The following is a 25,789-nucleotide window of genomic DNA, read 5'->3' on the forward strand; positions in this document are numbered from 1 at the left end:
GCCGCAGCCCGTCATCCGTCATCCGGCATCGGTGGCACCGCCACCGCACCCGCCGGGGCGGAGCCAACACCGAGTGACGGATGACGCTGCGCTGTTCGGCCCTAGTGGCCCGCCTCCGCCACGCGTAGCGCGGAAAAGGCCGAAGGCCGTCATCCGCCATGCACACGCTGGGGTTGCCGCGCGCCGGGGCGCTCCGAACACCGCACGGCGGATCACGCTGGGCTGATCTTCCCCGCGCGCATCCGGAATTCGTCGAGATTCTTGTGCTGACACGGCGCGGGAAGGGGCCACCAGTGCCTCAGCCCCCACGGCCTCGCGGCACGCCCCGGTGATCCGTAACCTGGGGGCCGCGTGCGCCTCAGTTTAGAGCCCGTGCCGATCCCGCAGGTGGGACAGCAGACCCGTCGCCGCATCCTCCACCAGGTCCATCACCTGTGTGAACCCCTGGGTTCCGCCATAGTACGGGTCTGGAACCTCGCGTTCGGCGCGTTGCGGGGCAAACTCCAGGAACCGGTGCACACGTGCCCTGGCGCCGGCGGGCTGCAGCGCAAGGGCATTGTGCAGGTTCTCCTCGTCCATCACGACGATGTAGTCGAAGTGATGAAAGTCCTCGGGAGTCAAGCGCCGGGCCCGCAGTGCCCCGAGGTCGTAACCGCGCTCGCCCGCAGCTGCCTGCGCGCGCCGATCCGGGGGTGCACCGACGTGATACCCGTGGGTACCCGCGGAATCCACCTCCACCACCGCGTCCAGGCCCGCCTTGCGCAGGCGCTCGACAAACACCCCGTGGGCCATCGGGGAACGACAGATATTGCCCATGCACACCATCAATACGGATATCTTTTCCAAAGCTTTCGGCCTCTTCTCTCCTCGACTCGATCATCGTCCGGCGCTCTGACCGCCCGCCACGGCGGGTCTGCTTCAGCCGACCCAGGCCCGCGCGTTGCGGAACATCCGCAGCCACGGGCCGTCCTCGCCCCAGTTCGCCGGGTGCCACGAATGCTGCACGGTGCGGAACACCCGCTCCGGGTGCGGCATCATGATCGTGACCCGGCCATCCGCGGAGGTGAAGCCGGTGACACCGTCCGGTGATCCATTGGGGTTCGCCGGGTAGCGCTCGGCGGGGGGGCCGTCTGCCTCCACGTAGCGCAGCGCCACCTGCCGCGTTTCCACCAGCCGCTGCAGATCCCCGCCCTTTGCGAATCGCGCGCGGCCCTCGCCGTGCGAAACCACGACCGGAAGCACCGATCCCGCCATCCCCGCCAGCAGCACCGACGGGTTTTCCGGAACCTCGACGAGCGACAGGCGCGCCTCGAACTGCTCGGACCGGTTGCGCACGAAGCGGGGCCAGTGCTCCGCACCGGGGATCAGCGGCGCGAGGTGCGAGAACATCTGGCAGCCGTTGCAGACCCCGAGCGCGAAGCTGTCGGAGCGCTCGAAAAACGCCTGGAAGCGGTTTTGCAGCGCGTCGTGAAACAGAATCGTCTTCGCCCAGCCCCCACCGGCACCGAGAACGTCGCCGTAGGAAAAACCGCCACAGGCGGCAAGCCCCTTGAACTGCGCCAGATCGTGCCGTCCGGCCAGCAGGTCGGTCATGTGCACGTCGACCGGCGTAAAGCCGGCGCGGTGGAAGGCCGCCGCCATCTCGAGCTGCCCGTTGACCCCCTGCTCGCGCAGGATCGCGACCCGGGGCCGTGCGCCGGTCGCGATGAACGGTGCGGCGACGTCCTCGGCCGGGTCGAACGCGAGAGCGGCCTTCAGGCCACCGTCCCGGTCCACCCGCGCGAGTTCCTCGTCCGCGCAGTCCGGCGCATCGCGCAGCCGCTGCATCTCGAAGCTCGTTTCCTGCCACTGGCGCTGCAGCGTCGCCCGGTCGCTGTCCAGCAATGTGCCGACTCCCTGCCGTACACGCACGCGGCCATCCGGATCCGGTTCGGCCACCGCGTGCAGGTGGGTGGCCAGGCTCACTGCATCGAACGCTTCCCGTACCGCGGACTCGGCTCCCGGGGCCAGCTGCACCACCGCGCCGAGTTCCTCGTTGAACAGCCAGCCGATCGGTTCGACGCCCTCCGGAACCTGCACCTCGAGACCGCAGCGCCCGGCAAACGCCATCTCCAGCAGCGTCACGATCAGCCCTCCGTCCGACCGGTCGTGATAGGCGGTAATCCGCCCTTCGCGTTGCAGCCGCCGGATCGCGCTGACGAACCCCCGCAGGCGCTCGGGGCTGACCAGGTCGGGCGGCACGTCGCCGACCTCGCCCTGCACCTGCGCGAGTGCCGAGCCGCCGAGGCGCGCGTTCCCTTCGCCCAGATCGATCAACCACAGCGGGCCATCCGACGCAGCGTCCGGCACTGGAGTCAGCGTGCGCCGCACATCCCGTACCGGCGCGAAGCCGGAAACGATCAGCGACACCGGTGCTAGCATCTCGCGCGGCTTGCCGTGCTGCTCCCAGACTGTGCGCATCGAAAGCGAGTCCTTGCCCACCGGAATGCTGATCCCCAGCCGTGGGCACAGTTCCTCGCCCACCGCGCGCACGGTATCGAACAGCGCCGCGTCCTCGCCGGGCACGCCGGCGGCCGCCATCCAGTTCGCGGAAAGCCGCATTTCCGCAGTATCGGTGATATCGGCAGCGGCCAGATTCGTGATCACCTCGCCCACCGCCATGCGCCCCGAAGCGGGAGCGGAGAGGATCGCGAGCGGTGTCCGCTCGCCCATCGCCATCGCCTCGCCGGTAAAACCCTCGAAATCGGTCAGTGTGACTGCGCAGTCCGCCACCGGTACCTGCCACGGACCCACCATCTGGTCACGCGCGGTCAGACCACCGACCGAGCGGTCGCCGATCGTGATCAGGAAATGCTTCGCCGCCACCGCTGGCAGCCGCAACACGCGCGCGAGCGCCCGGTCCAGGTCGAGCGCACCGGGATCGAACGGCGAACCCCGCCCGGGAAGGCGCCGGTCGCTGCGGTGCATGCGCGGAGTCCGGCCGAGTAGCACCGCCATCGGCAGGTCCACCGTCGGAACTCCCAGCAGGCGGTCGTCCACCCGTAGGTGAGCTGCCTCCGTGGCCTCACCGACCACCGCGACCGGCGCCCGTTCGCGTTCCGCGATCGTCCGAAAGGCCGGTAGCCGTTCCGGCGCGATCGCGAGCACATAGCGCTCCTGGGCCTCGTTGCACCAGATCTCCAGCGGCGACAGCCCGGGTTCTGCAGACGGCACCTCGCGCAGCTCGATATGCCCCCCGCGGCCCGCGTCGTCGAGAATCTCGGGGATCGCATTGGACAGGCCCCCGGCCCCGACGTCGTGAATCGACAGGATCGGGTTTTCCGGGCCCATCGCGGTGCAGCGGTCGATCACCTCCTGACAGCGGCGCTCCATCTCCGGATTGCCACGCTGCACCGACGCAAAATCCAGTTGCTCCGCACTGGCCCCGCTCGCCACCGACGATGCGGCTCCGCCGCCAAGCCCGATCAGCATCGCCGGCCCGCCCAGCACCACCACCGGCGTCCCTGCCGGCAGGCCTTGCTTGTGAACGTGTTCGCGCCGCAAGGATCCCATGCCGCCAGCGATCATGATCGGCTTGTGGTAGCCGAACAGCCGCCGCAAGCGGCCCTCTCCCGCCTCGGTCTCCAGCGTCCGAAAATACCCGGCCACCGCAGGACGCCCGAACTCGTTGTTGAACGCAGCCGCCCCGATCGGCCCCTCGATCATGATCCCAAGCGCCGATTCAATCCGGCCCGGGCGGCCGTGGTCCGCCTCCCAGGGCTGCTCGAAACCGGGAATACGCAGGTTCGACACGCTGAATCCGGTCAGTCCGGCCTTCGGCCTGGAACCGCGTCCGGTCGCTCCCTCATCGCGGATCTCGCCCCCGGACCCGGTCGCGGCTCCGGGAAACGGCGAGATCGCGGTTGGATGGTTATGGGTCTCGACCTTCATCAGGATCGGCAGGTCCACCTCCTGCCGCCGGTACTCGCCGCTGACATGATCGGGCATCAGCCGCACGCCGCGGTGGCCCTCGATCACCGAGGCGTTGTCGCAGTAGGCCGAGAGCACCCCGCCAGGGCTCTCGTTGTAGGTATGGCGGATCATCCCGAACAGCGTCTGTTCCTGCGCCTCGCCGTCCAGGGTCCAGGCGGCATTGAAGATCTTGTGCCGGCAGTGCTCGGAGTTCGCCTGCGCGAACATCATCAGCTCGGCATCGGTCGGTGCCCGCCCCATCTCGGCGTAGGCCCGTGCGAGGTACGCGGTCTCGTCGTCCGACAGCGCCAGCCCCAGCTCCCGGTTGGCGGCCTGCAGCGCCGCCTGCGGATCCGCCCCAAGATCGATGCTGCGCAGCGGACGGGGCCCCTCCTCGCTGAACAGCGCCGCTGCGGCCGCGGCGTCCGCCACCACGGTTTCCGTCATGCGGTCGTGCAGCGGTGCCCCGAGCGCGTCGACGGCCAGATCCGCCGCCGCGTCGCCGCCGATGAACCAGTGGATGCCGCGTTCGATCCGACCGATCGCGTCCTCCATGCCGGCATGCAACGCGATCTCGGTGGCCTTGGACGACCAGGGGCTGATCGTGCCCAGCCGCGGGACCACGAACAGCGAGCGCACCGCATCGAAGCCGGCACCCGCCCAGGGTTCGCCCTCGCCCAGCAGCAGATCCTCGAGCTGGGCCGTCTCTGCGGACGCCAACTGCCGTCGGGTTTCGACGAAATACACGAACCGGGCCGCCAGCTGCCACGCTCCTGGCTGCAGTGCGTCCATCAGCGCCTCGCGCTGGCGGATCCGGAACGGCGAGAACGCACTTCCACCTTCGAACACCCGCATCGGGCACTCCCCTGGGCCAGAATGAGGCGCCATTGTACCCAAGGCGAAACAATTTCCGGTGGCAGGGAACCTGAAATGGGGTAGACTGTCATACCGTTACCTAGGGGACGACATGGCTTCGACGTGGGTCACGAAACCTGAGGTGCATGCCGAGGCTGTAGCTGACCTCGTAAAAACGGCTGCAAACCAATAGTTGCCAACGACGACAACTACGCACTCGCCGCTTAAAACCCGGTAGGGTGCCGTCCGACTGGAGCCGCGCCTGCGCGTCCAGACCCGGGCGTCGATCTCGCAGGATCGTGGAGAAGCTTCCCGGGGCGGATCCACTAAAACTCAACCGGGATCGCTGGTGGTCTTCCCTGCCCGTCGGGTAGCCACCAGTTAAAACAAAGACGCGGATAAGCATGTAGAGCCGAGGGCGGAGGTCTTGCGGACGCGGGTTCGATTCCCGCCGTCTCCACCAACACAGCAATGAAAACAGGCACCTACGGGTGCCTTTTTCATTGGATTCTTACGTGTCTGCGCGGGTTCCCGCGGAAACCTGCGGACTCGGAGAACACCACCCCCACGCCCGTGTCCGCGCCATTTCACCCTCTCCCCGCCCTCTTTCTCTCCCCCTTGCGCGGAAGCCGAGAACGAAGTCCGCGAGTTCGGAACTTTTTTCTAACGCTTTTCCAATGACTTACGCGGGGACTGTTCATGCGGGTTCTTTCGCAGCATTGGGTAGCTAAGGGCATACAACCGCTGCCCGCGGGCGTGGGGGACGGTGCGCGACCCCAAACCGTCACCGTGCGCATGAGTTGGCAGGAGTCCATGAAGGCGCTGTTCGGTCCGCCAGCCAAGTCAATGCAGACGACGCGCCTACGACGGGAGATCGTTCAGTTCGTAGCTGGTACTGCGCCCACCCGCATCCGATTTCCGCAGCACACCTCGTGCAAGCAGGTCGTTGATGTCACGCAGTGCCGTGTCCGGCGAACACTTGGCAATAGCCGCCCACTTGCTGCTGGTGAGCTTGCCTTCGAACCCGTCGAGCAGCTTGTTCAGCAACTTCACCTGCCGCCCATTCAGTGGTGTGGTCGCCCAACGCTGCCAGAACCGCGTCTTGGTCAGCACGGAGTCGAGTGTGTGCTGCGCCTGATCGACGGCGCGATGGAGCGTGTCGAGGAACCAGGCAAGCCACTCGGTGACGTCCAGCGACCGTTTCTGGGTCTGCTCCAGGATGTCGTAGTAAGCCTTGCGTTCGCGCTGGATCTGCGCCGACAAACTGTAGAAGCGTTGCGGGCTACCGTCGGCGCGTGCCAGCAACAGATCACCGATGGCCCGGGCGATACGGCCATTGCCATCGTCGAACGGGTGCAGAGTGACGAACCACAGATGGCCGAGGCCAGCTTTGAGCAGCAGCGGTTCGTTCGATGGCCCGTTCAGCCAGTCGAGGAAGCGGCTGGTTTCGGCCTCGAGGCGATCGGCGGGCGGCGCTTCGAAATGCACCCGTTGGCGACCGATGGGGCCAGACACCACCTGCATCGGACCGCTGGCATCGTCGCGCCAGCCGCCGACCTTGATCTTGGTAAGGCCGGAGTAGCCAGTGGGAAACAGCGCGGCATGCCAGCCGAACAACCGCTCACGCGACACCGGCGCATGGCAGTTGGCCGTGGCATCGAGCACCATCTCGACCACGCCTTCGACGTGTCGATCGACCGGGGCCAGGGCGCCAATATCCACGCCCAACCTGCGGGCGATGGACGAGCGCACGGATTCGACGTTGAGCTGCTCACCCTCGATCTCGCTGGTCTTGACCACGTCTTCGGTAAGCGCCGCCAGGCTGGCCTGATCGCGCAGGGCCATGCCCACGTCGGCCAGGCGGCCCATCAAGAACCCCTGGGCGCGGCTGACCTCGGCCATGGGACCGGCGAGCGTTGCCAGGTCGAAGCGCCAATTCGGCCAGTCACTGGCCTGCCAGATGTATTTATAATCACCGCTATTCATGCGGAGATTATGGGCTGCATTCTCCGTACACGCAAGTCTTTCGCCGCAAAAAATGCGGAGAAAGGTGGCGCCAATCGCCGCACGACGGGTCGCCTCATCTCGAAATGGGTCTGAATGGGTGTGCTGTTGGTCGGGGCGACGGACACGGGTTCGATTCCCGTTTCGGGATTACCACTGGCCTCGAAAAACAGACGGGTTTGAGCGGCCTTTCCGACCACCAATCAGAGCGGAAAATCTGCCCGATTGTCCGCGCAGCCGAATGGGCTTCATAGCACCCACCCCACTTCCTTAGCGGAGCATGGGCTGGATTGGCCCGCAACCGAACCGGGCGCGATGAGCCCCTGCCACGTGGCTGTGCACGCGGAGGGGCAATGCCGCCAGCGGAGCCCTCGCCTGGACCGCAAACTGCTGCATTTGGCTCAGCAGCTACCCATGGGCATGTCAAATGCACCATCTTACCGGGTGTTCGACGCTTGCAACCCCAGCGTGACCGCCATCCGGGTTACTGGCATGGTTTCTGCTTTTGGTTCGGGGCGTTGCTGGCCGTCAGGTGGCATGCAATGGGCAAGTCATTCGCCTTGCTGTTCCCGATCATGGTGTCCCCCATCGCGGATCGTGCTCTACGGGATACCTGCCCCTGTGCCGCCTGCCAGCCCGCACCCCTGCGCGCGGAATGCTACGAGCCGCATCTCCCGCTCGCACCCAGCCGCGGCTACACAATCATCAACAAAACGGAGAACCGTTATGAAACGATCTGTTGCACTTCTTGCCCTGCTGGCTTTTTTTCTCTCTGCCTTCGCGGTAACGAATGCGCACGCCGATGACCCCCGGCAGGGGTTGTTCATCAACCTGACTACCGACGATACATGGTCAGCAAGCAAGGCCATCTACTTCGCCCACCAACGAGTACTCCAATCCGGACACGAACCCGTTGCGATCTGGCTCAACGTCCGCGGCATCTACCTGGCAGACAGGAAGCGGGCCTCCGATGTGCACGGACCAATGACGGAGAGCGGCCATTCCATCCAGGACACGATGCGGGCGTTCATCAAGGATGGAGGGCGGGTGATCGCCTGTGCCGCATGCGCGCAGGCGGGCGGGCTCACACCGGCCGACTTCATTGAAGGCGTGGAAATGGGGAATCCCGACCTAGTACTCGGTATCCTCTTTGACCCGAACGTGAAAACCCTTACCTGGTAAGACCCATTGGGCGAACCGGGCGATCGCATCGAAACGCGTCTGGACAAGCGATCGGAGAAGTACACCGGTCCACGTCTTGGTACCCTGCGCACCGGTGCCCCGGGGCATCGTCGCCGTGGTATCGCCGGCCGCCCACGGTGCCGGACTCCATACCCACCTGCTCGACGCTGGCGACGCCATGCGCATGCGCGAAGGTTACTTAGGGGGCGGGGCCGGCGGTAGCGTCGCCTTGCTACCCGCCCCCCAGACCCCGGGCCATCGGCAGTTCGCGCGTTCGACCGGTGGGTGCGCCAGTAAGTGCCGGGCCGCCCTGCCCCAGGGGCTGCTGCGTTTGGCGCACTTTACAGCGCTGTTCCGATGCCGCCCTGCGTTGGTCGTTCGTGCAGGCCGGAGAATGCACCGGCTATGGCCGCCTGCGAAGACCGGTGGCACCATGGGCACCCATTGATCCCGCTGTCCGGCGCACTGTGGAGGCCTTCCCCGCATGACACGATCCTGGCTGTTTACCTCCGAATCGGTTTCCGACGGGCACCCGGACAAATTGGCCGACCGGATCTCGGACCAGGTGCTGGACAGCTGCCTGGAACTCGAACCCAGGGCCCGGGTGGCCTGCGAAACCCTGTTGACCGAGGGGCTCGTGGTGCTCGCCGGGGAGTTCCGGCTCGCGCGGGAGGCCGATCTCGAACGCGTGCGGGACGAACTGGAGAGCCTGGCGAGGGACGTGCTCCGGAACACCGGCTACCATGCGGGGTTCCCCGGAATCGACCCGGACCGCTGCGAGGTGCTGGTCCGCATCCACGGGCAGTCGGTGCAGATCGCGAAGGGCGTGGATCGCGAGGGCGGCGCGCTGGGCGCGGGCGACCAGGGGCTGATGTTCGGCCATGCCTGTGACGAGACGCCCGAACGCATGCCGCTGCCGATCCAGCTGGCGCACCGGCTGATGCGGCGCCAGCGGGAGTTGCGCCGGCTTCCGGAATTCGCGTGGCTGCGTCCGGACGCCAAGTCGCAGGTATCGGTGCGGTATGCGAATGGCCGCCCGGCGCAGGTGGAAACGGTGGTGCTCTCGACCCAGCTACAGGGCGAGATCTCCGACGCCGAGGTCGAGAGCGAGATCATCCGCCACCTGATCGAGCCGGTGATTCCCGAGTCCCTGCGTGCGCCGGAGATGCGCTGCCTGGTCAATCCCGCCGGGCGTTTCGAGATCGGCGGGCCGCAGGGCGACACCGGGCTCACCGGGCGCAAGATCATCGTCGACACCTATGGCGCGAGTTGTCCACACGGTGGCGGCGCGTTCTCGGGCAAGGATGCAAGCAAGGTCGACCGGTCGGCGGCCTACGCCGCGCGCTGGGTGGCCAAGAACCTGGTCGCCGCAGGCGCCGCAACCCGCTGCACTGTGCAGCTCGCGTATGCGATCGGGCGACCGGATCCGGTGTCGATCCGAGTCGACGGCCACGGTACGCAGCAGGTGGACGAGGATCGCCTCGAACAAGCGGTGCGGGAGGTATTCGACCTGACCCCGGCCGCGATCATCCGCGATCTGGATCTGCTCCGGCCGATCTATGCGGCGACCGCCGCCTACGGCCATTTCGGACGCGAGGAACCCGGTTTCACCTGGGAGCAGACGAACCGGGTAGACGATCTGCGCACGGCGTTACGGCTGTAGCCGTGCCAACCCCATGCGCGATCGCCGGCGCTGGCAGCACCGCGCCCCCGTTAGCGTGCGCGGTCCGGCGCCATCAGATAATATCGCGACCTCAGCCCGACGCGACAGCACGCCCATTATCTTTCATCATCGGGGGTGCCGCGCGCCCGGCGGCATGACAGTTAGCGTGAAAATCCAGCCGCGGAAGAACACGAAAGTCACGGAAGATGAAATGGATCAAATCTTTTTTCGTCTCTGTCCGTGCTTTCCGTGGGTCGGCAATATCGGCCGTCACCGCGTCGCCGGTCATGGAATGCAAGGCACGGCCGCAGGTTCCACGATGGCCTGGCGTCAGCCGGCGCAACGCGGGGAATCAACGGCTGCCGGCCGCGCCTACAGGCGCAGATCGGTCTCGTTCGCGGGGAAGACGTATTTGAGGTCGTAGAGCACGTGCCGGGGCCTGCCGAGGGCGCGGATCCCGGAAACGCCCATCGCGTTGAACTGGCGGTGCGCCACCGCGAGCACGATGGCGTCGTACTGCCCGGGTTCGGGGCCACGGATCAGCTCGATACCATATTCGCGGCGGGCGCACTCGACGCTGGCCCAAGGGTCGCAGACGTCCACCTGCACGTCGTACTCGGCCAGTTCATGCAGGATGTCCACCACGCGAGTATTGCGCAGGTCCGGACAGTTCTCCTTGAACGTGAGCCCCATCACCAGCACCCGGCTGCCTTCCACCTGGATACGCTTTTTGAGCATGGCCTTCACCAGCTGGCCGGCGACGTAAGCGCCCATGCCGTCGTTGATGCGCCGGCCTGCCAGGATCATCTCCGGGTGATAGCCGATCTGCTGCGCCTTGTGGGTGAGGTAGTACGGGTCGACGCCGATGCAATGGCCGCCGACCAGGCCCGGACGGAACGGCAGGAAGTTCCACTTGGTGCCGGCCGCCTGCAGCACCTCCTCGGTGTCGATACCCAGGCGGTTGAAGATCAGTGCGAGTTCGTTGATCAGCGCGATGTTCACGTCGCGCTGGGTGTTCTCGATGACCTTCGCCGCCTCGGCCACGCGGATGCTCGACGCCTTGTGGGTGCCGGCGGTGATGATCTCGCGGTAGAGGGCGTCCACGCGCTCGGCGACTTCGGGCGTCGAGCCGCTGGTGACCTTGCGGATGGTGGTCACGCGATGCTCGCGGTCACCCGGGTTGATACGCTCGGGGCTGTAGCCGCAGTAGAAGCCGTTGTCAGCGGCCACGGTCTGTCCGGGGGGCAGTTCTGGATCGGTCCCCCTCCTCTCGGTGCTGATGTAGCGCAACCCGGAGGACCGTTCCAGGATCGGCACGCAGACCTCCTCGGTCGCTCCCGGGTACACCGTGGACTCGTAGATCACGGTGTCACCCGGCTTCAGCACCCGGCCGATCGTCTCGCTCGCATGCATCAGCGGCGCCAGATCCGGCTGCCGGCCCGCGTCAATGGGCGTGGGTACCGTGACGATGTAGATGGTCGCCTCGCGCAACTGCCGCGGATCGGTGGTGAACTCGAGGCCGGTGGCCTGGGCCAGGTCCGCAGCCTCCACCTCTAGCGTACTGTCACGACCGGCGCGCAGTTCGGCGATTCGCTCGGCGCTCTTGTCGAAGCCGATCACCCGGCGGCGGCGCCCGAACTCCACCGCCAGCGGCAGACCGACGTAGCCGAGGCCGATCACGGCAAGCGTTTCGTTTCCGGACATGGTATGCGTCCCTGCGAGGCCAGTTCAGGGGCGAGAGGATACGGGATCCGCGAAAAGCGGGCCAGAGGCGACCCGGCCGCTGCCCTGCGGCCCATGCGCCGGGCGCACTGGCTGGGTGGGATCAGGCCGGCGCGGGTACGCCGGGCGGGTCAGTCGATCGAGAAGCTTTCGCCGCAGCCGCATTCGGCGGTCACGTTGGGGTTGTTGAATACAAGGTGCCGGGTGAGCCCCTCGGAAATGAAGTCGATCTCGGTGCCATGCACGAACTCGAAACTCTTCTTGTCGACGAAGATGTCCAGCCCGTCGGCGACATTGAAGATCAGGTCCTCGTCGCGGGGTTCGCGGGCAAGGTCGACCACGTACATCCAGCCGGAACAGCCGGTCCGCTTGACTTCGAGCCGGAAGCCGATCGCGGATGGATCGGTTTCCATCTGTTTCAGGATATGCCGCACCGCCTTGTCGGTTGCCTTGACACGGTCGGTCTCGGGCACGTCGGCGGTGTTGTCCCGGGTTTCTATCACCGTTGCGTTCATCTGCAGGTTCTCCTGGTCATTCTTCGGCCATGCGGTTGCCGTTGGTGTTCGGTGTGTCGTTCGTTCTGCCCTGCGGCCCGTGACCAGGTCGGTGGCGGCGCTGCCCGCGTCGTGTTCGGCACGTTGCCAATCTTCCGGCCCGCCGGCCGGCGGTGCCGTGCCCTGTCGCGCACGCTGAGCTTTGCCCGGCCTGCGGGCCGGTGTCGTGTGGTGCTGTATCGTTTGACCATACGCCCCAGCCTGCGGTTGCTCCGGGGTTGGAACCTCCGGTCGGTGCACTGTCACCGCGTCACCCCACCCCGCACGGGCCGTCGCGCAAAGCGCTGTGCCCTTGCATGACTCAATCCCAGCGATCATCGCGCACCTGCACCACGCCTTCATGTATCCGCACGGGAAAGGTGGTCAGGGGTTCGTAGGCCGGCGCCGTCAGTGCCGCGCCGGTGCGCAGGCAGAACTCCGCACCGTGTTGCGGGCAGGTGATCCGGTTGTCCTTTACCTCGCCTTCCGCAATCGGGTATTCCTCGTGCGAGCACAGATCCTCGATGGCGTAGTAGCTGCCGTCGATGTTGAATACCGCGATCGGCACGTCGTCGACGTCCACGAGTTGGTGTTTTCCCGGTTCGATCTCTCCGGCAGGGGCGACGTTCACCCAATCACTCATCGCTTGACTCCGTGTTCCAGATTCGTTGTGCTTGAAACCTGCCCGCCCGGCGCACGCCCGCGCCGCAGCCATTTTCGGGTCCATGACAGCTCCAACCCAGTGCCCCTCTCCTGCCAGCGGGTGACGGGAGAAGGCACCTCCCCCGCAACCGTGGAAGCTTTTCTGGGAAGGGGTCGATGCACGGCCCGACCACACTGGACTCACCCTCACCCCCGGCCCCTCGGCCGAAAGCGGGAAAGGGGTGAACAGCGTCATGGAAAACGGCCGTATCTCGTCGCTTCGGGCCTCAGAACATTCCGGTCTGCAGGCGGGCGGCTTCCGACATGCGCGAGGCATCCCAGGGCGGGTCGAATACGAGTTCCACCTTGGCCTCGTCGACCGTCGGGACTTCCATCACCCGCTGCCAGACGTCAGCGGCGAGTACGTTGCCCATCCCGCATCCGGGAGCGGTCAGGGTCATGTCGATCGACACCTTGCGCCCGCCGTCGGCGTTGCGCTCGATGTCGCAGCGGTAGATCAGGCCGAGGTCGACGATGTTGATCGGGATCTCCGGATCGTAGCAGTTGCGCATCTGGTCCCAGACGAGCTTCTCGACCTTCTCGTCGGACGCGTCCTCGGGCAGTTGCGGCGGGGGCGTCGGCTCCTTGCCGAGAGCATCGGCGTCCTTCGAATCGACGCGGAACAGGCGACCCTGCGCCATCACCGTGTAGGAGCCACCAAGGGCCTGCACCAGACCCACCTCACCGCCCTCGCCCAGCAGCACGCGCTGTCCCGTGGGCACGGCCACCGCCGGGCAGTCCCGGCTCAGCTTGATCGTTTCCTGAACGTGCATCTGCTGGTGTCCTCAATCGCTGTTCAATCGCCGGATAAACCGGATGTGTTCCCCGTAGGCGGAAGAGCGAAGCGTCCTACGCCGACGCGGCGGCCTCCAGCGCCATGCCACCGGGCAGGCGGGCGGCAAGGCGCGCCTCGATATTCGTGCGCACCGGCTCCAGGTCCATGCTCTCCAGCACCTCGTCGGCGAACGCGAAGACCAGCATCTCGCGCGCCTGCTCAGTACCGATTCCACGGCTGCGCAGGTAGTAGAGCGAGGTCTCGTCGAGCTGCCCGACCGTGGCACCGTGGGCGCATTTCACGTCGTCGGCGTAGATCTCGAGCTCCGGCTTGGTGTCGATCTCGGCGTTCGGCGACAGCAGCAGGTTGGCGCTGTGCTGCTGCGCGTCGGTCTTCTGCGCGCCTTGGTCGACCAATACCCGGCCCTTGAACACGCCGCGGCCGTGACCCTGGCCGATGCCGCGGTAGCGCTCGCGGCTGGTGGTGTTCGGCGACAGGTGGTGCACCCGGGTGTGGGTGTCGACGTGCTGGCGCCCGCCGGCGAGGAACAGGCCGAGCAGTTCGATCTCGGCACCCGGCTCGGTCAGGTCGACGTTCAGGTCGTGGCGCACCAGGCGGCCGCCCAGATTGACGTTGTGCGAGGTGACGCGGCTGTCGCGGCGCTGCTGAACGAATACGCTGCCAACATGGTAGGCGCCGTCGGCATGGTCCTGCAGCAGATAGTGGCGCACCCGCGCCCCGGCCTCCGCGCGCAACTCGGTCACCGTATTGGTGAAGCCGTTGGCGCCGGGCAGATCGGCATAGTGCTCGATCACCGTAGCCTCGGCGCCCTCGCCCGCCTGGATCAGCACACGGGGATGGCTCCAGATGGGGGTATCGCCGGCAGAACCGAGCATCAGCAGGTGCAGCGGACGCTCGAGGCGGATGCCCTGCGCCAGCCGCACCAACGCGCCGTCGTTCATGAACGCGGTGTTCAGCGCCGCGAAGCTCGAGAAGCGGTCGTGCGCGAGTGTCGCCAGGAACGGCTCCAGCGGATCGGGATCGGTCGCGAGGGCCTCTCCGAGACCTTGTACCACCGCGCCTTCCGGCAGCTCGGAGAGATCCGATAGGTCGCGCCGCAGGCGCCCGTCGACGAAGACCATGCGGTAGGCATCCAGGCCCCCGAAACCCAGCGCCCGCACGGTATCGGCGGAAACCTCCGCATCACCGGCGGCGGCGACGAACGGCTTGGTTGCGATCGGGCGTACGTTGGTGTACTTCCACTCTTCCATGCGCGGATCCGGGAAACCCGCTTCGGCGAAGCGCACCGCCGCGCCGCGCCGGCGCCCGGCCAGCCACTCGGGCATACCCTCGGGGAGGACTTCCTGCAGGTGCTGGACCTGGTCGGCGTAGTGCTTGCTGAGGGCGTTCGCGCTCATGCCGCCTCCTCGATGATGCCCTGGTAGCCGTTGCGCTCGAGTTCGTGCGCCAGCGACTTGTCGCCGGACTTGATGATGCGCCCGCCGGAGAGCACGTGCACGAAGTCGGGCTCGATGTGGCTCAGCAGGCGCTGATAGTGGGTCACCAGCACGATCGCCCGGTCCGGGGAGCGCAGCTTGTTCACGCCCTCGGAGACGACCTTCAGCGCGTCGATGTCGAGGCCGGAGTCGGTCTCGTCGAGCAGCGCGAGCTTCGGCTCGAGCACGAGCATCTGCAGGATCTCGTTGCGCTTTTTCTCGCCGCCGGAGAAACCGACGTTCACCGCCCGGTGCAGGAAGCTCTCGTCCATCTGCATGGTCTGCAGCTTCTCGCGCACCAGCTTCAGGAACTGGAAGGTGTCGGCCTCGGGCTCGCCACGATGCTTGCGCTGCGCGTTGTAGGCCTCCTTCAACAGGTAGATGTTCTTCACGCCCGGGATCTCGACCGGGTACTGGAAGCCGAGCAGCAGGCCTTCGCGGGCACGCTCCTCGGGTTCGAGCTCGAACAGATCCTTGCCGAGGTACTCGGCGCTGCCGCCGGTGACCTCGTAGCCGTCGCGGCCGCCGAGCACCTGGCACAGCGTGCTCTTGCCCGAGCCGTTAGGGCCCATGATCGCGTGCACCTCGCCGGGCTTCACCTCGAGGTCGATGCCCTTGAGGATCGGCGTGTTGCCTACCTGGGCCTGCAGGTTGTGGATCTTCAGCATGGCGTGTTCTCCTGGGAAAAGCATTCAGGCCGTTCGGCCCCTCGGTTGAATTCTCGTGTGTGCCCGATCGCAGTCCGCATCGGCGGATGACGGCTTGTGGCCTGTTCCGCCCTACGCATTGTTGGAACGCAGCTCATCGCTTCAGGCGGTCGCGGCGTGCTCGACCGCGAGTTCGCGCACGCGGAACAGCAGCGCCTCCATGCCGGCGCGGCGCGTCGGGCTGAGCGCGCTCTCGAGCCCCATCGGACCGAACAGGTCGTCCGGATCGGTCGCCAGCACTTCCTCCGGCGTCTTGCCCCGGAACGGCAGCAGCATCAGCGCCATCAGGCCACGAACCGTCGCCGTTTCCGCGTCGGCCTCGAACACCAGCTTCGGCGGGTTTTCGTCGTTCAGGTGCGCGATCAGCCAGGCCCGGGTGTTGCAATCCTTGATCCGGTTGTCCTCGGTCAGTTGGTCTTCGGGCAGGTTCGGCAGGTGCCGCCCGAGATCCTCGATCAGCTTGTAGCGGTCTTCCCAGTCCGGAAGCATCTCGAAGGCTTCCATCAGTTCCTGCACGTTCATCGGTGTTCCCGTTGTCTCTGGTTCATCGTTTGCGGGCTGGTGTCGTCCACCGCATCGGCCTATCCCCGGAACGGCGCCCAGGGGCGCAGCCGTCAGCCGACCGCGCCTTCCAGCGACACCGCGAGCAGCGCCTGGGCCTCGACCGCGAACTCCATCGGCAGTTCGCCGAAGACCTCCTTGCAGAAGCCGTTCACGATCATGTTCACCGCGTCCTCTTCGGAGATGCCGCGCTGCTTCAGGTAGAAGATCTGGTCATCGCCGATCTTCGAGGTGGTCGCCTCGTGCTCGACCTGCGCGCTCGGATGTTTCACCTCGATGTACGGATAGGTGTGCGCACCGCAGCGGTCGCCCAGCAGCAGCGAGTCGCACTGGGTGTAGTTGCGGGCACCCTCGGCGCCGCCGAGCACCTTCACCAGCCCGCGGTAGGCGTTGTTTGCCCGGCCGGCCGAGATCCCCTTCGAGATGATCGTGCTGCGGGTGTTGCGGCCGATGTGGATCATCTTGGTGCCGCTGTCGATTTGCTGGAAATTGTTGCCGACCGCGACCGAGTAGAACTCGCCGACCGAGTTCTCGCCCTTCAGGATGCAGCTCGGATACTTCCAGGTGATCGCGGAGCCGGCCTCGACCTGAGTCCAGGAAATCTTGCTGTTGCGCCCGCGGCACTCGCCGCGTTTGGTCACGAAGTTGTAGATGCCGCCCTTGCCTTCCTCGTCGCCCGGGTACCAGTTCTGCACCGTCGAGTACTTGATTTCGGCGTCGTCGAGCGCGATCAATTCGACCACCGCGGCGTGCAGCTGGTTTTCGTCGCGCTGAGGTGCGGTGCAGCCCTCGAGATAGCTCACGTGGGAACCTTCCTCGGCGATGATCAGCGTGCGCTCGAACTGGCCGGTGTTCATCGCGTTGATGCGGAAGTAGGTCGACAATTCCATCGGACAGCGCACGCCTTTCGGGACGTAGACGAACGAGCCGTCGGAGAACACCGCCGCGTTCAGCGCCGCGAAGTAATTGTCACCGGACGGGACCACTGTGCCGAGGTATTTCTCGACCAGTTCGGGATGGTTCTGCACCGCTTCCGAGAACGAGCAGAAAATCACGCCAGCCTCGGCCAGCTTTTCCTTGAACGTCGTCGTCACCGAAACGCTGTCGAATACCGCGTCGACCGCGACGCCGGCGAGACGCGCGCGCTCGTGCAGCGGGATGCCCAGCTTCTCGTAGGTCTCGAGCAACTTCGGATCGACCTCGTCCAGGCTCTTCGGCGCGTCGTCTTTCGACTTCGGCGCGGCGTAGTAGGAGATCTTCTGGAAGTCGATCTTCGGGTAATGCACGTGGGCCCAGTTCGGCTCGCGCATCGTCAGCCAGTGGCGGTACGCCTCGAGCCGCCAGTTCAGCATGAACTCCGGTTCGCGCTTCTTCGCCGAGATGGCGCGGATCACGTCCTCGTTCAGACCCGGCGGCAGCACCTCCTGGTCGATATCGGTGCTGAACCCATACTTGTACTCGCGCTTGATGAGTTGCTCGACGTCGTGTGGTTGCGTGGACATGTTCTCGCCTCGAATTGGGTCTTGGGTCGTGTGGTCACAGTGCCGGGGTGTGGGGCTCGCCCCAGGACACCGGTACCGGCATCGTGCCGTGCGTGAGATCGTTCAGGTTGACGACCGACAGCGCCTGGCGAAACGCCGCGTTGATGTGCGCCCAGTGCGGCCGCGTGTTGCAGTTGTGATGGATCTGGCAGTCGAGATCGTCGTTCATGCATTCGGTCAGCGCGATCGGCCCCTCGACCGCCTCGATGATCACCGCAAGATTCGTGTGCGCCGCGGGCCGAGCGAGGCGGTAGCCGCCGTTGCGGCCCTGCATGGACAGCAGCACGCCGTGGTCTTTCAACAGCTTCAGCAACTTGATCACGGTCGGCAGCGCGATCCTGGTATTCGCGGCGAGCTGCCGCGCGGTCGCGCCCTGGCCGTCCTGCTCGCGCGCGATTTCGCAGAGCAGTACGATCGCATAGTCACTGAGCTTGCTGATGCGCAACATCGTGATGGCCGTTCCTGGTTAAACAGTACTGAATTGGTCCTATTTTACCGCAAAAAGGAGGGGCGGTGCCGCCCCAGGTGTTCGATTTCTCTTAAGCTGGGGCGCAGTCTCGCGAGTGCAACAACCCCGTTCAAGAAACACTCTGCAATGCACGGAAAAACGACTTGCCGGCTGTTCGCCTATGGAACCCTGCTGCGCGGACTGGCCCGCGCGCAGGTGCTGCGCGATGCGCGCTTTCTGGGCCTGGCTTGGATTCCGGGACAACTGTTCGACCTGGGCGCCTGGCCGGGGCTGCGCCATGGCAGCGGCAGAGTAACCGGCGAGGTCTACGACGTGGACGAACCGACGCTGGCGCGGATCGACCGCATCGAAGATTACGACCCGCAGGACGCGCAGCGCTCACTGTACCTGCGCGAGCAGGTGCCGGTACAACCGCTGTCCGGCGCCTCCGGCCACCCGGCATTCACCTACGTATTCAACCGGGAACCGGATCCCGCGGGCCGGATTCGCCACGGGGACTACCGCCGCCACCTGCTGGAACAGCGGAACGGGCCGCAACCCGTCGTTGCCTACGGGTCGAACCTCAGCCGCGAGCGCATCGAACGCCGGATCGGGCCGGTGGGTTCCCGCACTGGCGGAATCTTGCCGGACTTCGAACTGCGTTTCGAGAAACATGCCGCCACCGGGGGTTCGGTGGTCGCGAATCTGCACTTCAGCGGCTCCGGTGCCTGCCGGGGCGCGTTGTGTCGGCTGAGCCATGAGCAACTCGAGGCGATGGACCGGTTCGAGGGCACGCCTGGCGACTACCTGCGCATCGGGCTGCCGTTTCGCCCGGAAGGTCGTCACGGGCTTTGGCTGGTGCACGCGTGGGTCGCCCACCCGGCCCGGGTAACCGCCGGCCTCCCCGTCCGCGAGGAGTACCTCGCCCATCTGCGCCGCGGCTACGCCGAGTTCGGCTGGCCCGACGGCCCGATCACGCGTGCCCTCCAAATCACCCGGACACCCCCCGTGTAGCGTGTACCGCAGGCGCAAGGTGCTGGCCCATTTCCCGACGGTCCGATCCGCCGTCGCGCAAGGCTCAATGCCGTTGCGCCTCCTGTGGCGGCACGACCAACCGACGTGGGACATGGACCGCGCCCCGGTGTCGTGTGGCGCTGGGGTATTCGGGGAGCACGGTCCGGTATACTGCGAAAACGGAAACACCCATCAATTTCCACTAGAGGAAACCATCTCAAATGAATGATTTGAAGAACATCATCGAGAGCGCCTTCGAGCGCCGTGCCGAGATCACCCCGCGCAACGTCGAGACCACCGTGAAGGACGCGGTCCGCGAAACCATCGACCAGCTCGACCGCGGGGTCTTGCGCGTCGCCGAGAGATCCGGCCAACAGTGGATCGTGCACGAGTGGCTGAAGAAGGCGGTGCTGCTGTCGTTCCGCATCGAGGAGAACCAGTTCATCAAGGGCGGCTTCACCAACTACTACGACAAGGTGCCGTCGAAATACGCGGATACGAGCAGCCGGGACTTCCGTTCGGGCGGCGTGCGCGTGGTTCCGCCGGCAACGGCACGCAAGGGCGCGTACATCGCACCGAACGTCGTGCTCATGCCGTCTTACGTGAATATTGGTGCGTATGTTGATGAAGGAACGATGGTCGACACCTGGGCCACGGTCGGTTCCTGCGCACAGGTCGGCAAGAACGTGCACCTGTCCGGCGGTGTCGGCATCGGCGGTGTACTGGAACCCCTGCAGGCGGCACCCACAATCATCGAGGACAACTGCTTCATCGGCGCGCGCTCGGAGATCGTCGAAGGCGTGATCGTGGAAGAAGGCGCGGTGATCTCGATGGGGGTCTACATCGGCCAGAGCACCCGCATCTACGACCGCGAGAGGGACGAGATCACGTATGGCCGGGTACCGGCCGGGGCCGTCGTCGTGTCGGGGAATCTCCCCTCGAAGGACGGCAAGTACTCGCTCTACTGTGCGGTGATCGTGAAGCGCGTGGACGAGAAGACCAAGGCCAAGGTGGGTCTGAACGCGCTGTTGCGGGACGTGCAGGCCTGATGCCCGGGCCACGACAAGCCACGGCACCCGGTGTCCTGCCGAGGCTTGGGGCATGACCGCGGCAGAGCCCGTGCTCTACGGCATTTCGAACTGCGACACGGTGCGCCGGGCACGCCGGGAGCTTCGGGAGGCCGGCGTGGCCTGCCGTTTTCATGATTTTCGCAAGGATGGCCTCGACCCCGACACGCTGGACCGCTGGCTCGACGCCGTGGGCTGGGAGGCCCTGCTGAACCGCCGCGGCACGACCTGGCGGCGCCTGCCGGCCGACACGCGTGCGACCGTCGACGCAAGCGGCGCGCGGGCGTTGATGCTGGCGGAACCCACGCTGATCAAGCGCCCGGTGATCGAGCATTCGGGCCAGGTGAGCGTCGGCTGGGACGAAACCACCGCGACCGCGCTGGGCGCACGACGTTAGCTTCCATGGGCGACCGGGGCGCCTGGGCACTGCGAACGCCGTGTGGCGGATGACGCTGCGCTATTCCGCCCTACCGGACTGCAACATGAAAAGGCGAGCCACTGACAGCACGGACAAACACCGGAAAAAGGGTTTGATTTGTTTCATCTTCCGTGATTTCCGTGTCCTTCCGTGGCTGTCATTTCACTCTCATGGCGCACGCGGCCACCCCTGAGGATGAAAGAGGTGTAGGGCGAAGAGGCCGAAGGCCGTCATCCGCCATCCGGCGCTTCCATGGCCTGCGGCCCAGCCCAGGGCCGCGGTTCCTGATGGCGCTCAGCCGTCGTTCTCGGCGAGGCGGCGTTCCTCGTCGGCCAGTCGTTCGAGGTGGATGTGTACCGGGACGTTGCCGTGCATCGCCTGGTGCACCGGGCAGTGGTTCATCATCCGGTCAAGGATGTGCCGGTCCTCGCCCGAGAGCACGGTGGCGAGACGCAGGGTCAGGTCCATGCGCGAGATCCGGCAGTGGCGGCCGTCCAGTTTCCAGTCGAGCGTCGCGATCAGCGTCTCGGGCAGATCGCGGCGTTCGAGGAATCGGCGCGCGAACTCGGTCATGCAGCAGCCAAGCGCAATGGCAAGATGTTGCACCGGGTTGTAGCCGAGCGGCTTTCCCTGGCCAGCGGAGCCGGTGGGGTCGTCGCTGCAGGGATGCAGGATCCGCACCCGTCCTTGCGTGGTCCGGCAGAGGGTCAGGCTGGCGGCATCGTCGCCGTGGTCAGTCATCGCAGGGATCCCGGTCAGGTCTCGCTCGGGCGGGGCGAATAACACCACCCGCGTGTTGCAAAACAACTATAGGACAGTTGGAAATCCCTCAGGAAGGCGATATCTCCTTTGGGAAGTGGTTCCGGCCGCGAGAAAGGCTCGTCGCGGTTCGCTCGCACGCCCCAAAACACGATTTGCCGGGGCTGCCGGCGTCTCTACGAGGCGCCGCGACACGAACGTCGGATCCTTTGGCGTTCTTTCCCAGCCCTCGGGCGTGAGGCACCCCGAAGGATGAAAACGGGCCACGCCAGCACAGAAAAATACCCAAGACGTTGCATTTCGGTTATTTTCCGTGTTGTCCGCGTCCTTCCGTGACTGTCATTTCACACCAAAGGTCCGGGGTGGGACCGACTGGCAGAGGAGCCCCGATCACAAGAACCTGCGATCGCAGCCGGACACCCCGATGTTGCGCCGGGAACGACGAAGCGCCCGGGCCCACAGTGCGTGAAGCGGCGGGGTTCGCTTCAGCGTTCGGGAATACAGTAGCGGGCGAGGATGGTGGAATCGTCGTAGGCGTGACCGTGTTCCAGCGCGCGCGCCAGCGCGGCCCGGACGCGTTCGGCCCCACTCAGGTCGAGGCCCAGGCTTGCAGCGGTGTTGGCGACGATGCCCATGTCCTTTGCATGCAGGTGTGCCATGAACCCCGGCACAAAGTCGTCGTCCAGCAGGCGCTGGCCGTGCATCTGCAATACCTTCGAGTTCGCCAGGCCGCCGAGCAGCGCCTCGCGCACACGCGCCGGATCGACGCCGGCGGCTTCGGCAAGTGCGAAGGCCTCGCCGATCGCGACCAGGGTCTCGCCCACGATCAACTGGTTGCAGGCCTTCGCGATCTGGCCGGCACCGCTGTCGCCCACGCGGGTCAGCGTGCGCCCGACCCGTTCCAGCAACGGGCCGATGCGGTCGATGTCGGCCTCGGGACCGCCGAGCATCAGCGTCAGCGTACCCTCGATCGCGCCGCGCTCACCGCCGGAAACCGGGGCATCGATGAAGGTCACGCCGGCCTCCCGGGCCTTTTCGGCAATGTGCCGGGCCCGCATCGGGTCGATCGTGCTGTGATCGACGACGATCAGCCCGGACCGCGCGTTCGCGACGATGCCGCCCTCGTCGAGCATCAGCCCTTCCACGTCCGGGGTATCGGAAACGTTCAGGAACAGCACGCGCACGGTACGGACCAGGCTCGCAAGGCTCTCCTCGGGCACGGCACCATCGCCCACCAGGCGCTGCGCCTGCTCGAGTCGCCGCGCCCACACGTGTACCGGAACGCCGGCGCGCAGCAGGTTGCGCACCATCGGCGCGCCCATGATGCCCAGGCCGACGTAGCCGACGGGCAGAAGATCGTCCGAAACCTTCGGGCTGGCCATCGTTGCGCCTCCTGTGATGGGCTGGAGAATCATTGTACTGCCCCCATCCAGGCCCTGCAGCGCCGCGGGTGGCGGGACGCGGGCAGCATATCTAACTGGCTACGGGTGGCAAAACCGCCTGGAGTGGTGCCGGCGTTGGGATGGTGACCGCAGCATCACGCTCGGGAGTGGGTGTCGTGCCTGCGGTGCCTGCGGCACAACCTACGAGGCGGGCGGTCGGTGGGTGGCGAGCCGCGTCAGCAGACGGCCAGCGTTGGCCGCCTGGTCCAGGATCTTCTTCCAGTCGCGCTGGCCGGCGCGGAGATGGAGACGCTGCAGGCGCGAGTGACCGGCATGCACCAAGCGCTCCTGCAGCACCGCCCACAGCAAATCGGCGTTGTAGGCTTCCGCCGGTGTATCGACGCGCATCGGCACGATATCGCCCGGTTCCACGCCGAGATCGTCTCCGATCGCGAGTAGCGCTTCCCGGATCGAACCCGCCTTGGCCCCCGCCGGGCGTTCCAGGTCGTAGGGCGGCGACCACTCGCGCGCCGGGCTCAGCCGGTCGATGTGGCTGGCCACGATCAGCACCGGCGGAAGGCTGCGCTCCGGGTGCTGGGCGAAGTGGCCACGGATCGCGTCCAGGCCGGCGCGGTCCAGCGCCCGGTCGGCGCGGTGCGCGGCCACTACCCAGACGATCAGGTCACACGCGAATGCCTGTTCGGCGAGGTCGGCAAGATCGGTGCCGGGGCCGACCCCCGGGGTGTCGATCAGTTGGAACTCGCCGGCGCCGGGGCGCTGCAGCCGGTAACCCAAGGCCTCGGCGGTTCCCGGCAGCACATCCGCGGGCGCGGCCACTTCGCCAAGCAGCACGTTGATCAGGCTCGACTTGCCGGACTGCGACTGACCGGCCACCAGCAGCCGCAGCGCCCCCGGCATCGCTCCGTCCGCGACCGTATCGAGTCCGGTATCGGCGGCCGCCAGTTCCTGCAACTGCCGCGCGTCGGCCCGCAGCCGCCCGGAATAGAGTTCGATCGCGGCCTTTCCCACTTCCTCCACCCAGATGCGCGTGCCCCGGCCGCGCAACCACGCGCCGGCCTCGCCCAGCGCCGCGCGCAAGACCCGGTCGCGCGTCTCCGCCAGCACGGCCGAGAACGGGTCGACGGTCCGGGCCACGCGCCAGATCCGGTTCAGATAGCGGGCGACGCGCGCGCCCTTCAGCGCCAGCTGGCGATGCTCCCAGAGTTGCACCACCTGCCCCACGCGCACCATATGTGCCGCGGGAACGCTGTCCAGCGTCACCCGGCGCAACCGGGCCGCGATGCGCTCGCTCAGCAACAGGGCCTCGGGCACGGTGAAATTCCAGATCGGCCGCGGATCGTCGGGATGGTAGTGGGCGGCCACGCGTTCGATCGTCTCGCGCGCAAGCTGAAGCATGCGTTCGCGGTCGTTGATCGACTCGGGCCCGGCGCCGGCCGCCACTTCCTGCACCGAGCGCCACGCCGCCCGATCCCGTGGGGTCCAGTCCGGTTCGGGGGGCGAATCCGTCGCGGGCGCCGCGGTCTGCGCTTCCGATCCCGGCTCCGCCGGCTGCAGCTGGCGCAGCAGCAGGTGCGCCGCCAGCCCCAGCAGCGCCGCAACCCCCAGCCAGTACAGCAGCCAGCCCTGCTGAAACAGCCAGAACATGCCCAGCGGAATCAGGGCCAGGAACGGCAGCACGAACAGCACCAGCATCGCCAGCCCGAACCAGACCCGATGCCGACGCATCCACGCCGTCTTCATATATGCCCCCGGCCGGCCAATGGCGACGCACCGCCGTTCTGGCGGAACATCCGGTACGCCTCCTTCAGGGCGCCCTGGTAGGTGCGCGCGACCCCGTCGGGATCCGGCTGGCCGATCCATACCTGTTCCAGATACTGGCAGGCCGCTCGACCCAGCGCGTAGGTGACCGCGGCACTGGCCGCACCCGCGGCGACTGCTCCCGCGGTCTGGCCATAGACCGGAACCAGCTTGCCAATCTGCCGGGCCGTGAACGTTGCGCCGGCGAACAAAAGCGCACCCGAACCCAGCGACCCGAGGAACTCGTAGAGGGTGCGCCGATCCCACTCCAGCCCGTACAGCGACGCCAGGCTGTGCAGCATCTTCCCCTGCAGGGTCGGCACCGTCACCAGACCGACCACCGGCACCAGGTCGGTGATCCCGGCCGCGGTCGCGTAGCCGAGCAGATGGGGATGGACCTGTCCCATGCGCGAAGCGCGAGCGGCCGCAGCCAGTTCGCGGAGCATCCCCGCGCGCGCCTGCGCACAGACACGGTCCAGCGCCGCGACCAGCGCGCCCAGCCCGTACTCCGGATCGGTGAACCCCTCCTCCGGCCGGGTCAGGTCCACCGGCACCGCCACGAACTCGCCCTGACCCGGCAGGTCTGCGAAGGCGGCTGCCTGTGTCTGCAGGGCCCGGCGCAGGTTCTCGAGCGCCGGGTCGGTGGTCAGCGCCGCATACGGCGGATGGTCGCGCCCGTCCGGATAGCCGTCGTGCAGGCGGGTCTGCACCAGGATCACCGGCCAGTCCGGGTGCTCGCGCCGGACCCGGTGCAGAACCTCGAGGATCGCGGACTGCTCCGGTTCCATCGCGCGCACCACCGCCAGCACCGCATGGGCCCGGCGCGCGACCAACTCCAGATCCTCGGCCGGATCGTAGTCCACTTCACCCAGGCCCCGGGTATCGAGAAAGCGCACGATCGGAACGTCCTCGGGAAAGTCGTAGACGCGCGAACGCGCGGTACAGGGCCGGAATCCGAGACCGATCCCGGCATCCGGATGCCCGGTGACCGCGCGGATGATCGAAGTCTTGCCGGACTGCACCTTGCCCAACAGCCACAGCACCGGGGCCTGCTCGCGGGCACGCGCGGCGATCTCGGCATCGATCGCCGGTACCGGTTCCGGCCGCAGCACAGCGTCCCGAAACGCCTTCCAGTCCCAGTTGGGCAATTTCCACTGCATCGACTTATCCGGCCGGCGGCCCCTCCCATGG

Annotated in this window: 22 protein-coding genes and 1 other RNA gene; 6 read left to right on the plus strand and 17 right to left on the minus strand. The window is 66.6% G+C overall.

All coding sequences use genetic code 11. The features are described from left to right. Window positions 1-363 precede the first annotated feature (363 nt). Both TVNIR_RS08605 and purL read right to left on the minus strand, forming a co-directional pair. A complete protein-coding gene (locus TVNIR_RS08605) occupies window positions 364-846 on the minus strand; it encodes a low molecular weight protein-tyrosine-phosphatase (RefSeq protein WP_043739534.1) in 483 nt (160 codons plus the stop codon). Window positions 847-918: 72 nt separating this feature from the next. Continuing rightward, a complete protein-coding gene (gene purL, locus TVNIR_RS08610; protein ID WP_015258620.1) occupies window positions 919-4,806 on the minus strand; it encodes a phosphoribosylformylglycinamidine synthase in 3,888 nt (1,295 codons plus the stop codon). A 103-nt stretch (window positions 4,807-4,909) separates the two neighbouring features. Between purL and ssrA the strand changes: the two genes are divergently transcribed. Beyond that, window positions 4,910-5,269: a transfer-messenger RNA gene (gene ssrA, locus TVNIR_RS19010) on the plus strand. A 398-nt stretch (window positions 5,270-5,667) separates the two neighbouring features. Here the strand turns inward: ssrA and TVNIR_RS08615 are convergent. Further along, window positions 5,668-6,792 (minus strand): Fic family protein, encoded by a 1,125-nt coding sequence (locus TVNIR_RS08615; RefSeq protein WP_015258621.1) that lies wholly within the window; start codon window positions 6,790-6,792, stop codon window positions 5,668-5,670. A 744-nt stretch (window positions 6,793-7,536) separates the two neighbouring features. Between TVNIR_RS08615 and TVNIR_RS08620 the strand changes: the two genes are divergently transcribed. Both TVNIR_RS08620 and metK read left to right on the plus strand, forming a co-directional pair. Continuing rightward, the gene (locus TVNIR_RS08620) at window positions 7,537-7,992 is read left to right on the plus strand and encodes a DsrE family protein (protein ID WP_052316631.1); all 456 of its coding nucleotides are present in this window, start codon (window positions 7,537-7,539) and stop codon (window positions 7,990-7,992) included. Between the two features lie 484 nt (window positions 7,993-8,476). Next, on the plus strand, window positions 8,477-9,655 hold the full coding sequence (metK, locus tag TVNIR_RS08625) for a methionine adenosyltransferase (protein ID WP_015258623.1): 1,179 nt from the start codon (window positions 8,477-8,479) through the stop codon (window positions 9,653-9,655). Between the two features lie 91 nt (window positions 9,656-9,746). Here the strand turns inward: metK and TVNIR_RS19770 are convergent, their stop codons facing one another. From TVNIR_RS19770 to TVNIR_RS08670, 10 genes are all read right to left on the minus strand, one after another. Next, entirely contained in the window at window positions 9,747-9,944 is a 198-nt protein-coding gene (locus TVNIR_RS19770; RefSeq protein WP_157092231.1) for a hypothetical protein, read from the minus strand. 83 nt (window positions 9,945-10,027) lie between these two features. Continuing rightward, window positions 10,028-11,359: a Vi polysaccharide biosynthesis UDP-N-acetylglucosamine C-6 dehydrogenase TviB gene (gene tviB, locus TVNIR_RS08630; protein ID WP_015258624.1), complete on the minus strand. Its 1,332-nt coding sequence runs from the start codon at window positions 11,357-11,359 to the stop codon at window positions 10,028-10,030. Window positions 11,360-11,508: 149 nt separating this feature from the next. After that, window positions 11,509-11,892, minus strand: coding sequence for a HesB/IscA family protein (locus tag TVNIR_RS08635; RefSeq protein WP_015258625.1), 384 nt, complete (start codon window positions 11,890-11,892; stop codon window positions 11,509-11,511). Window positions 11,893-12,232: 340 nt separating this feature from the next. After that, a complete protein-coding gene (locus TVNIR_RS08640; protein WP_015258626.1) occupies window positions 12,233-12,553 on the minus strand; it encodes a non-heme iron oxygenase ferredoxin subunit in 321 nt (106 codons plus the stop codon). A 286-nt stretch (window positions 12,554-12,839) separates the two neighbouring features. After that, window positions 12,840-13,385: a putative Fe-S cluster assembly protein SufT gene (sufT, locus tag TVNIR_RS08645; RefSeq protein WP_015258627.1), complete on the minus strand. Its 546-nt coding sequence runs from the start codon at window positions 13,383-13,385 to the stop codon at window positions 12,840-12,842. A gap of 76 nt (window positions 13,386-13,461) precedes the next feature. Then, complete coding sequence (gene sufD / locus TVNIR_RS08650) at window positions 13,462-14,805, minus strand: Fe-S cluster assembly protein SufD (RefSeq protein ID WP_015258628.1); 1,344 nt, start codon at window positions 14,803-14,805, stop codon at window positions 13,462-13,464. After that, window positions 14,802-15,551 (minus strand): Fe-S cluster assembly ATPase SufC, encoded by a 750-nt coding sequence (sufC, locus tag TVNIR_RS08655; RefSeq protein WP_015258629.1) that lies wholly within the window; start codon window positions 15,549-15,551, stop codon window positions 14,802-14,804. The genes sufD and sufC overlap by 4 nt, the downstream gene beginning before the upstream one ends. Window positions 15,552-15,692: 141 nt before the next feature. Next, window positions 15,693-16,112 (minus strand): SufE family protein, encoded by a 420-nt coding sequence (locus TVNIR_RS08660; RefSeq protein WP_015258630.1) that lies wholly within the window; start codon window positions 16,110-16,112, stop codon window positions 15,693-15,695. 92 nt (window positions 16,113-16,204) lie between these two features. Beyond that, window positions 16,205-17,653, minus strand: a complete 1,449-nt coding sequence (gene sufB, locus TVNIR_RS08665; protein ID WP_015258631.1) for a Fe-S cluster assembly protein SufB — start codon at window positions 17,651-17,653, stop codon at window positions 16,205-16,207. A 34-nt stretch (window positions 17,654-17,687) separates the two neighbouring features. After that, window positions 17,688-18,140 (minus strand): SUF system Fe-S cluster assembly regulator, encoded by a 453-nt coding sequence (locus tag TVNIR_RS08670; protein ID WP_015258632.1) that lies wholly within the window; start codon window positions 18,138-18,140, stop codon window positions 17,688-17,690. A 147-nt stretch (window positions 18,141-18,287) separates the two neighbouring features. Here TVNIR_RS08670 and TVNIR_RS08675 point away from each other — a divergent pair, with 147 nt between their 5' ends. The 3 genes from TVNIR_RS08675 (at window position 18,288) to TVNIR_RS08685 (ending at window position 20,618) form a co-directional block, all read left to right on the plus strand. After that, window positions 18,288-19,154: a gamma-glutamylcyclotransferase family protein gene (locus tag TVNIR_RS08675; RefSeq protein WP_015258633.1), complete on the plus strand. Its 867-nt coding sequence runs from the start codon at window positions 18,288-18,290 to the stop codon at window positions 19,152-19,154. Window positions 19,155-19,375: 221 nt separating this feature from the next. After that, window positions 19,376-20,203 (plus strand): 2,3,4,5-tetrahydropyridine-2,6-dicarboxylate N-succinyltransferase, encoded by an 828-nt coding sequence (dapD, locus tag TVNIR_RS08680; protein WP_015258634.1) that lies wholly within the window; start codon window positions 19,376-19,378, stop codon window positions 20,201-20,203. Between the two features lie 52 nt (window positions 20,204-20,255). Continuing rightward, on the plus strand, window positions 20,256-20,618 hold the full coding sequence (locus TVNIR_RS08685; RefSeq protein ID WP_015258635.1) for an ArsC family reductase: 363 nt from the start codon (window positions 20,256-20,258) through the stop codon (window positions 20,616-20,618). Window positions 20,619-20,933: 315 nt separating this feature from the next. On the opposite strand, the gene TVNIR_RS08690 is transcribed toward TVNIR_RS08685, so the two are convergent. The 4 genes from TVNIR_RS08690 to TVNIR_RS08705 all read right to left on the minus strand — a co-directional run bounded on the left by TVNIR_RS08690 (window position 20,934) and on the right by TVNIR_RS08705 (window position 25,758). Next, window positions 20,934-21,380: an OsmC family protein gene (locus tag TVNIR_RS08690; RefSeq protein WP_015258636.1), complete on the minus strand. Its 447-nt coding sequence runs from the start codon at window positions 21,378-21,380 to the stop codon at window positions 20,934-20,936. A gap of 503 nt (window positions 21,381-21,883) precedes the next feature. Beyond that, window positions 21,884-22,780: an NAD(P)-dependent oxidoreductase gene (locus TVNIR_RS08695; protein WP_015258637.1), complete on the minus strand. Its 897-nt coding sequence runs from the start codon at window positions 22,778-22,780 to the stop codon at window positions 21,884-21,886. Between the two features lie 201 nt (window positions 22,781-22,981). Next, complete coding sequence (locus TVNIR_RS08700) at window positions 22,982-24,541, minus strand: GTPase domain-containing protein (protein ID WP_043739535.1); 1,560 nt, start codon at window positions 24,539-24,541, stop codon at window positions 22,982-22,984. Continuing rightward, entirely contained in the window at window positions 24,538-25,758 is a 1,221-nt protein-coding gene (locus tag TVNIR_RS08705; RefSeq protein ID WP_015258639.1) for a YcjF family protein, read from the minus strand. The genes TVNIR_RS08700 and TVNIR_RS08705 overlap by 4 nt, the downstream gene beginning before the upstream one ends. Window positions 25,759-25,789 lie beyond the last annotated feature (31 nt).

This window comes from Thioalkalivibrio nitratireducens DSM 14787, assembly GCF_000321415.2.
Classification (GTDB): domain Bacteria; phylum Pseudomonadota; class Gammaproteobacteria; order Ectothiorhodospirales; family Ectothiorhodospiraceae; genus Thioalkalivibrio; species Thioalkalivibrio nitratireducens.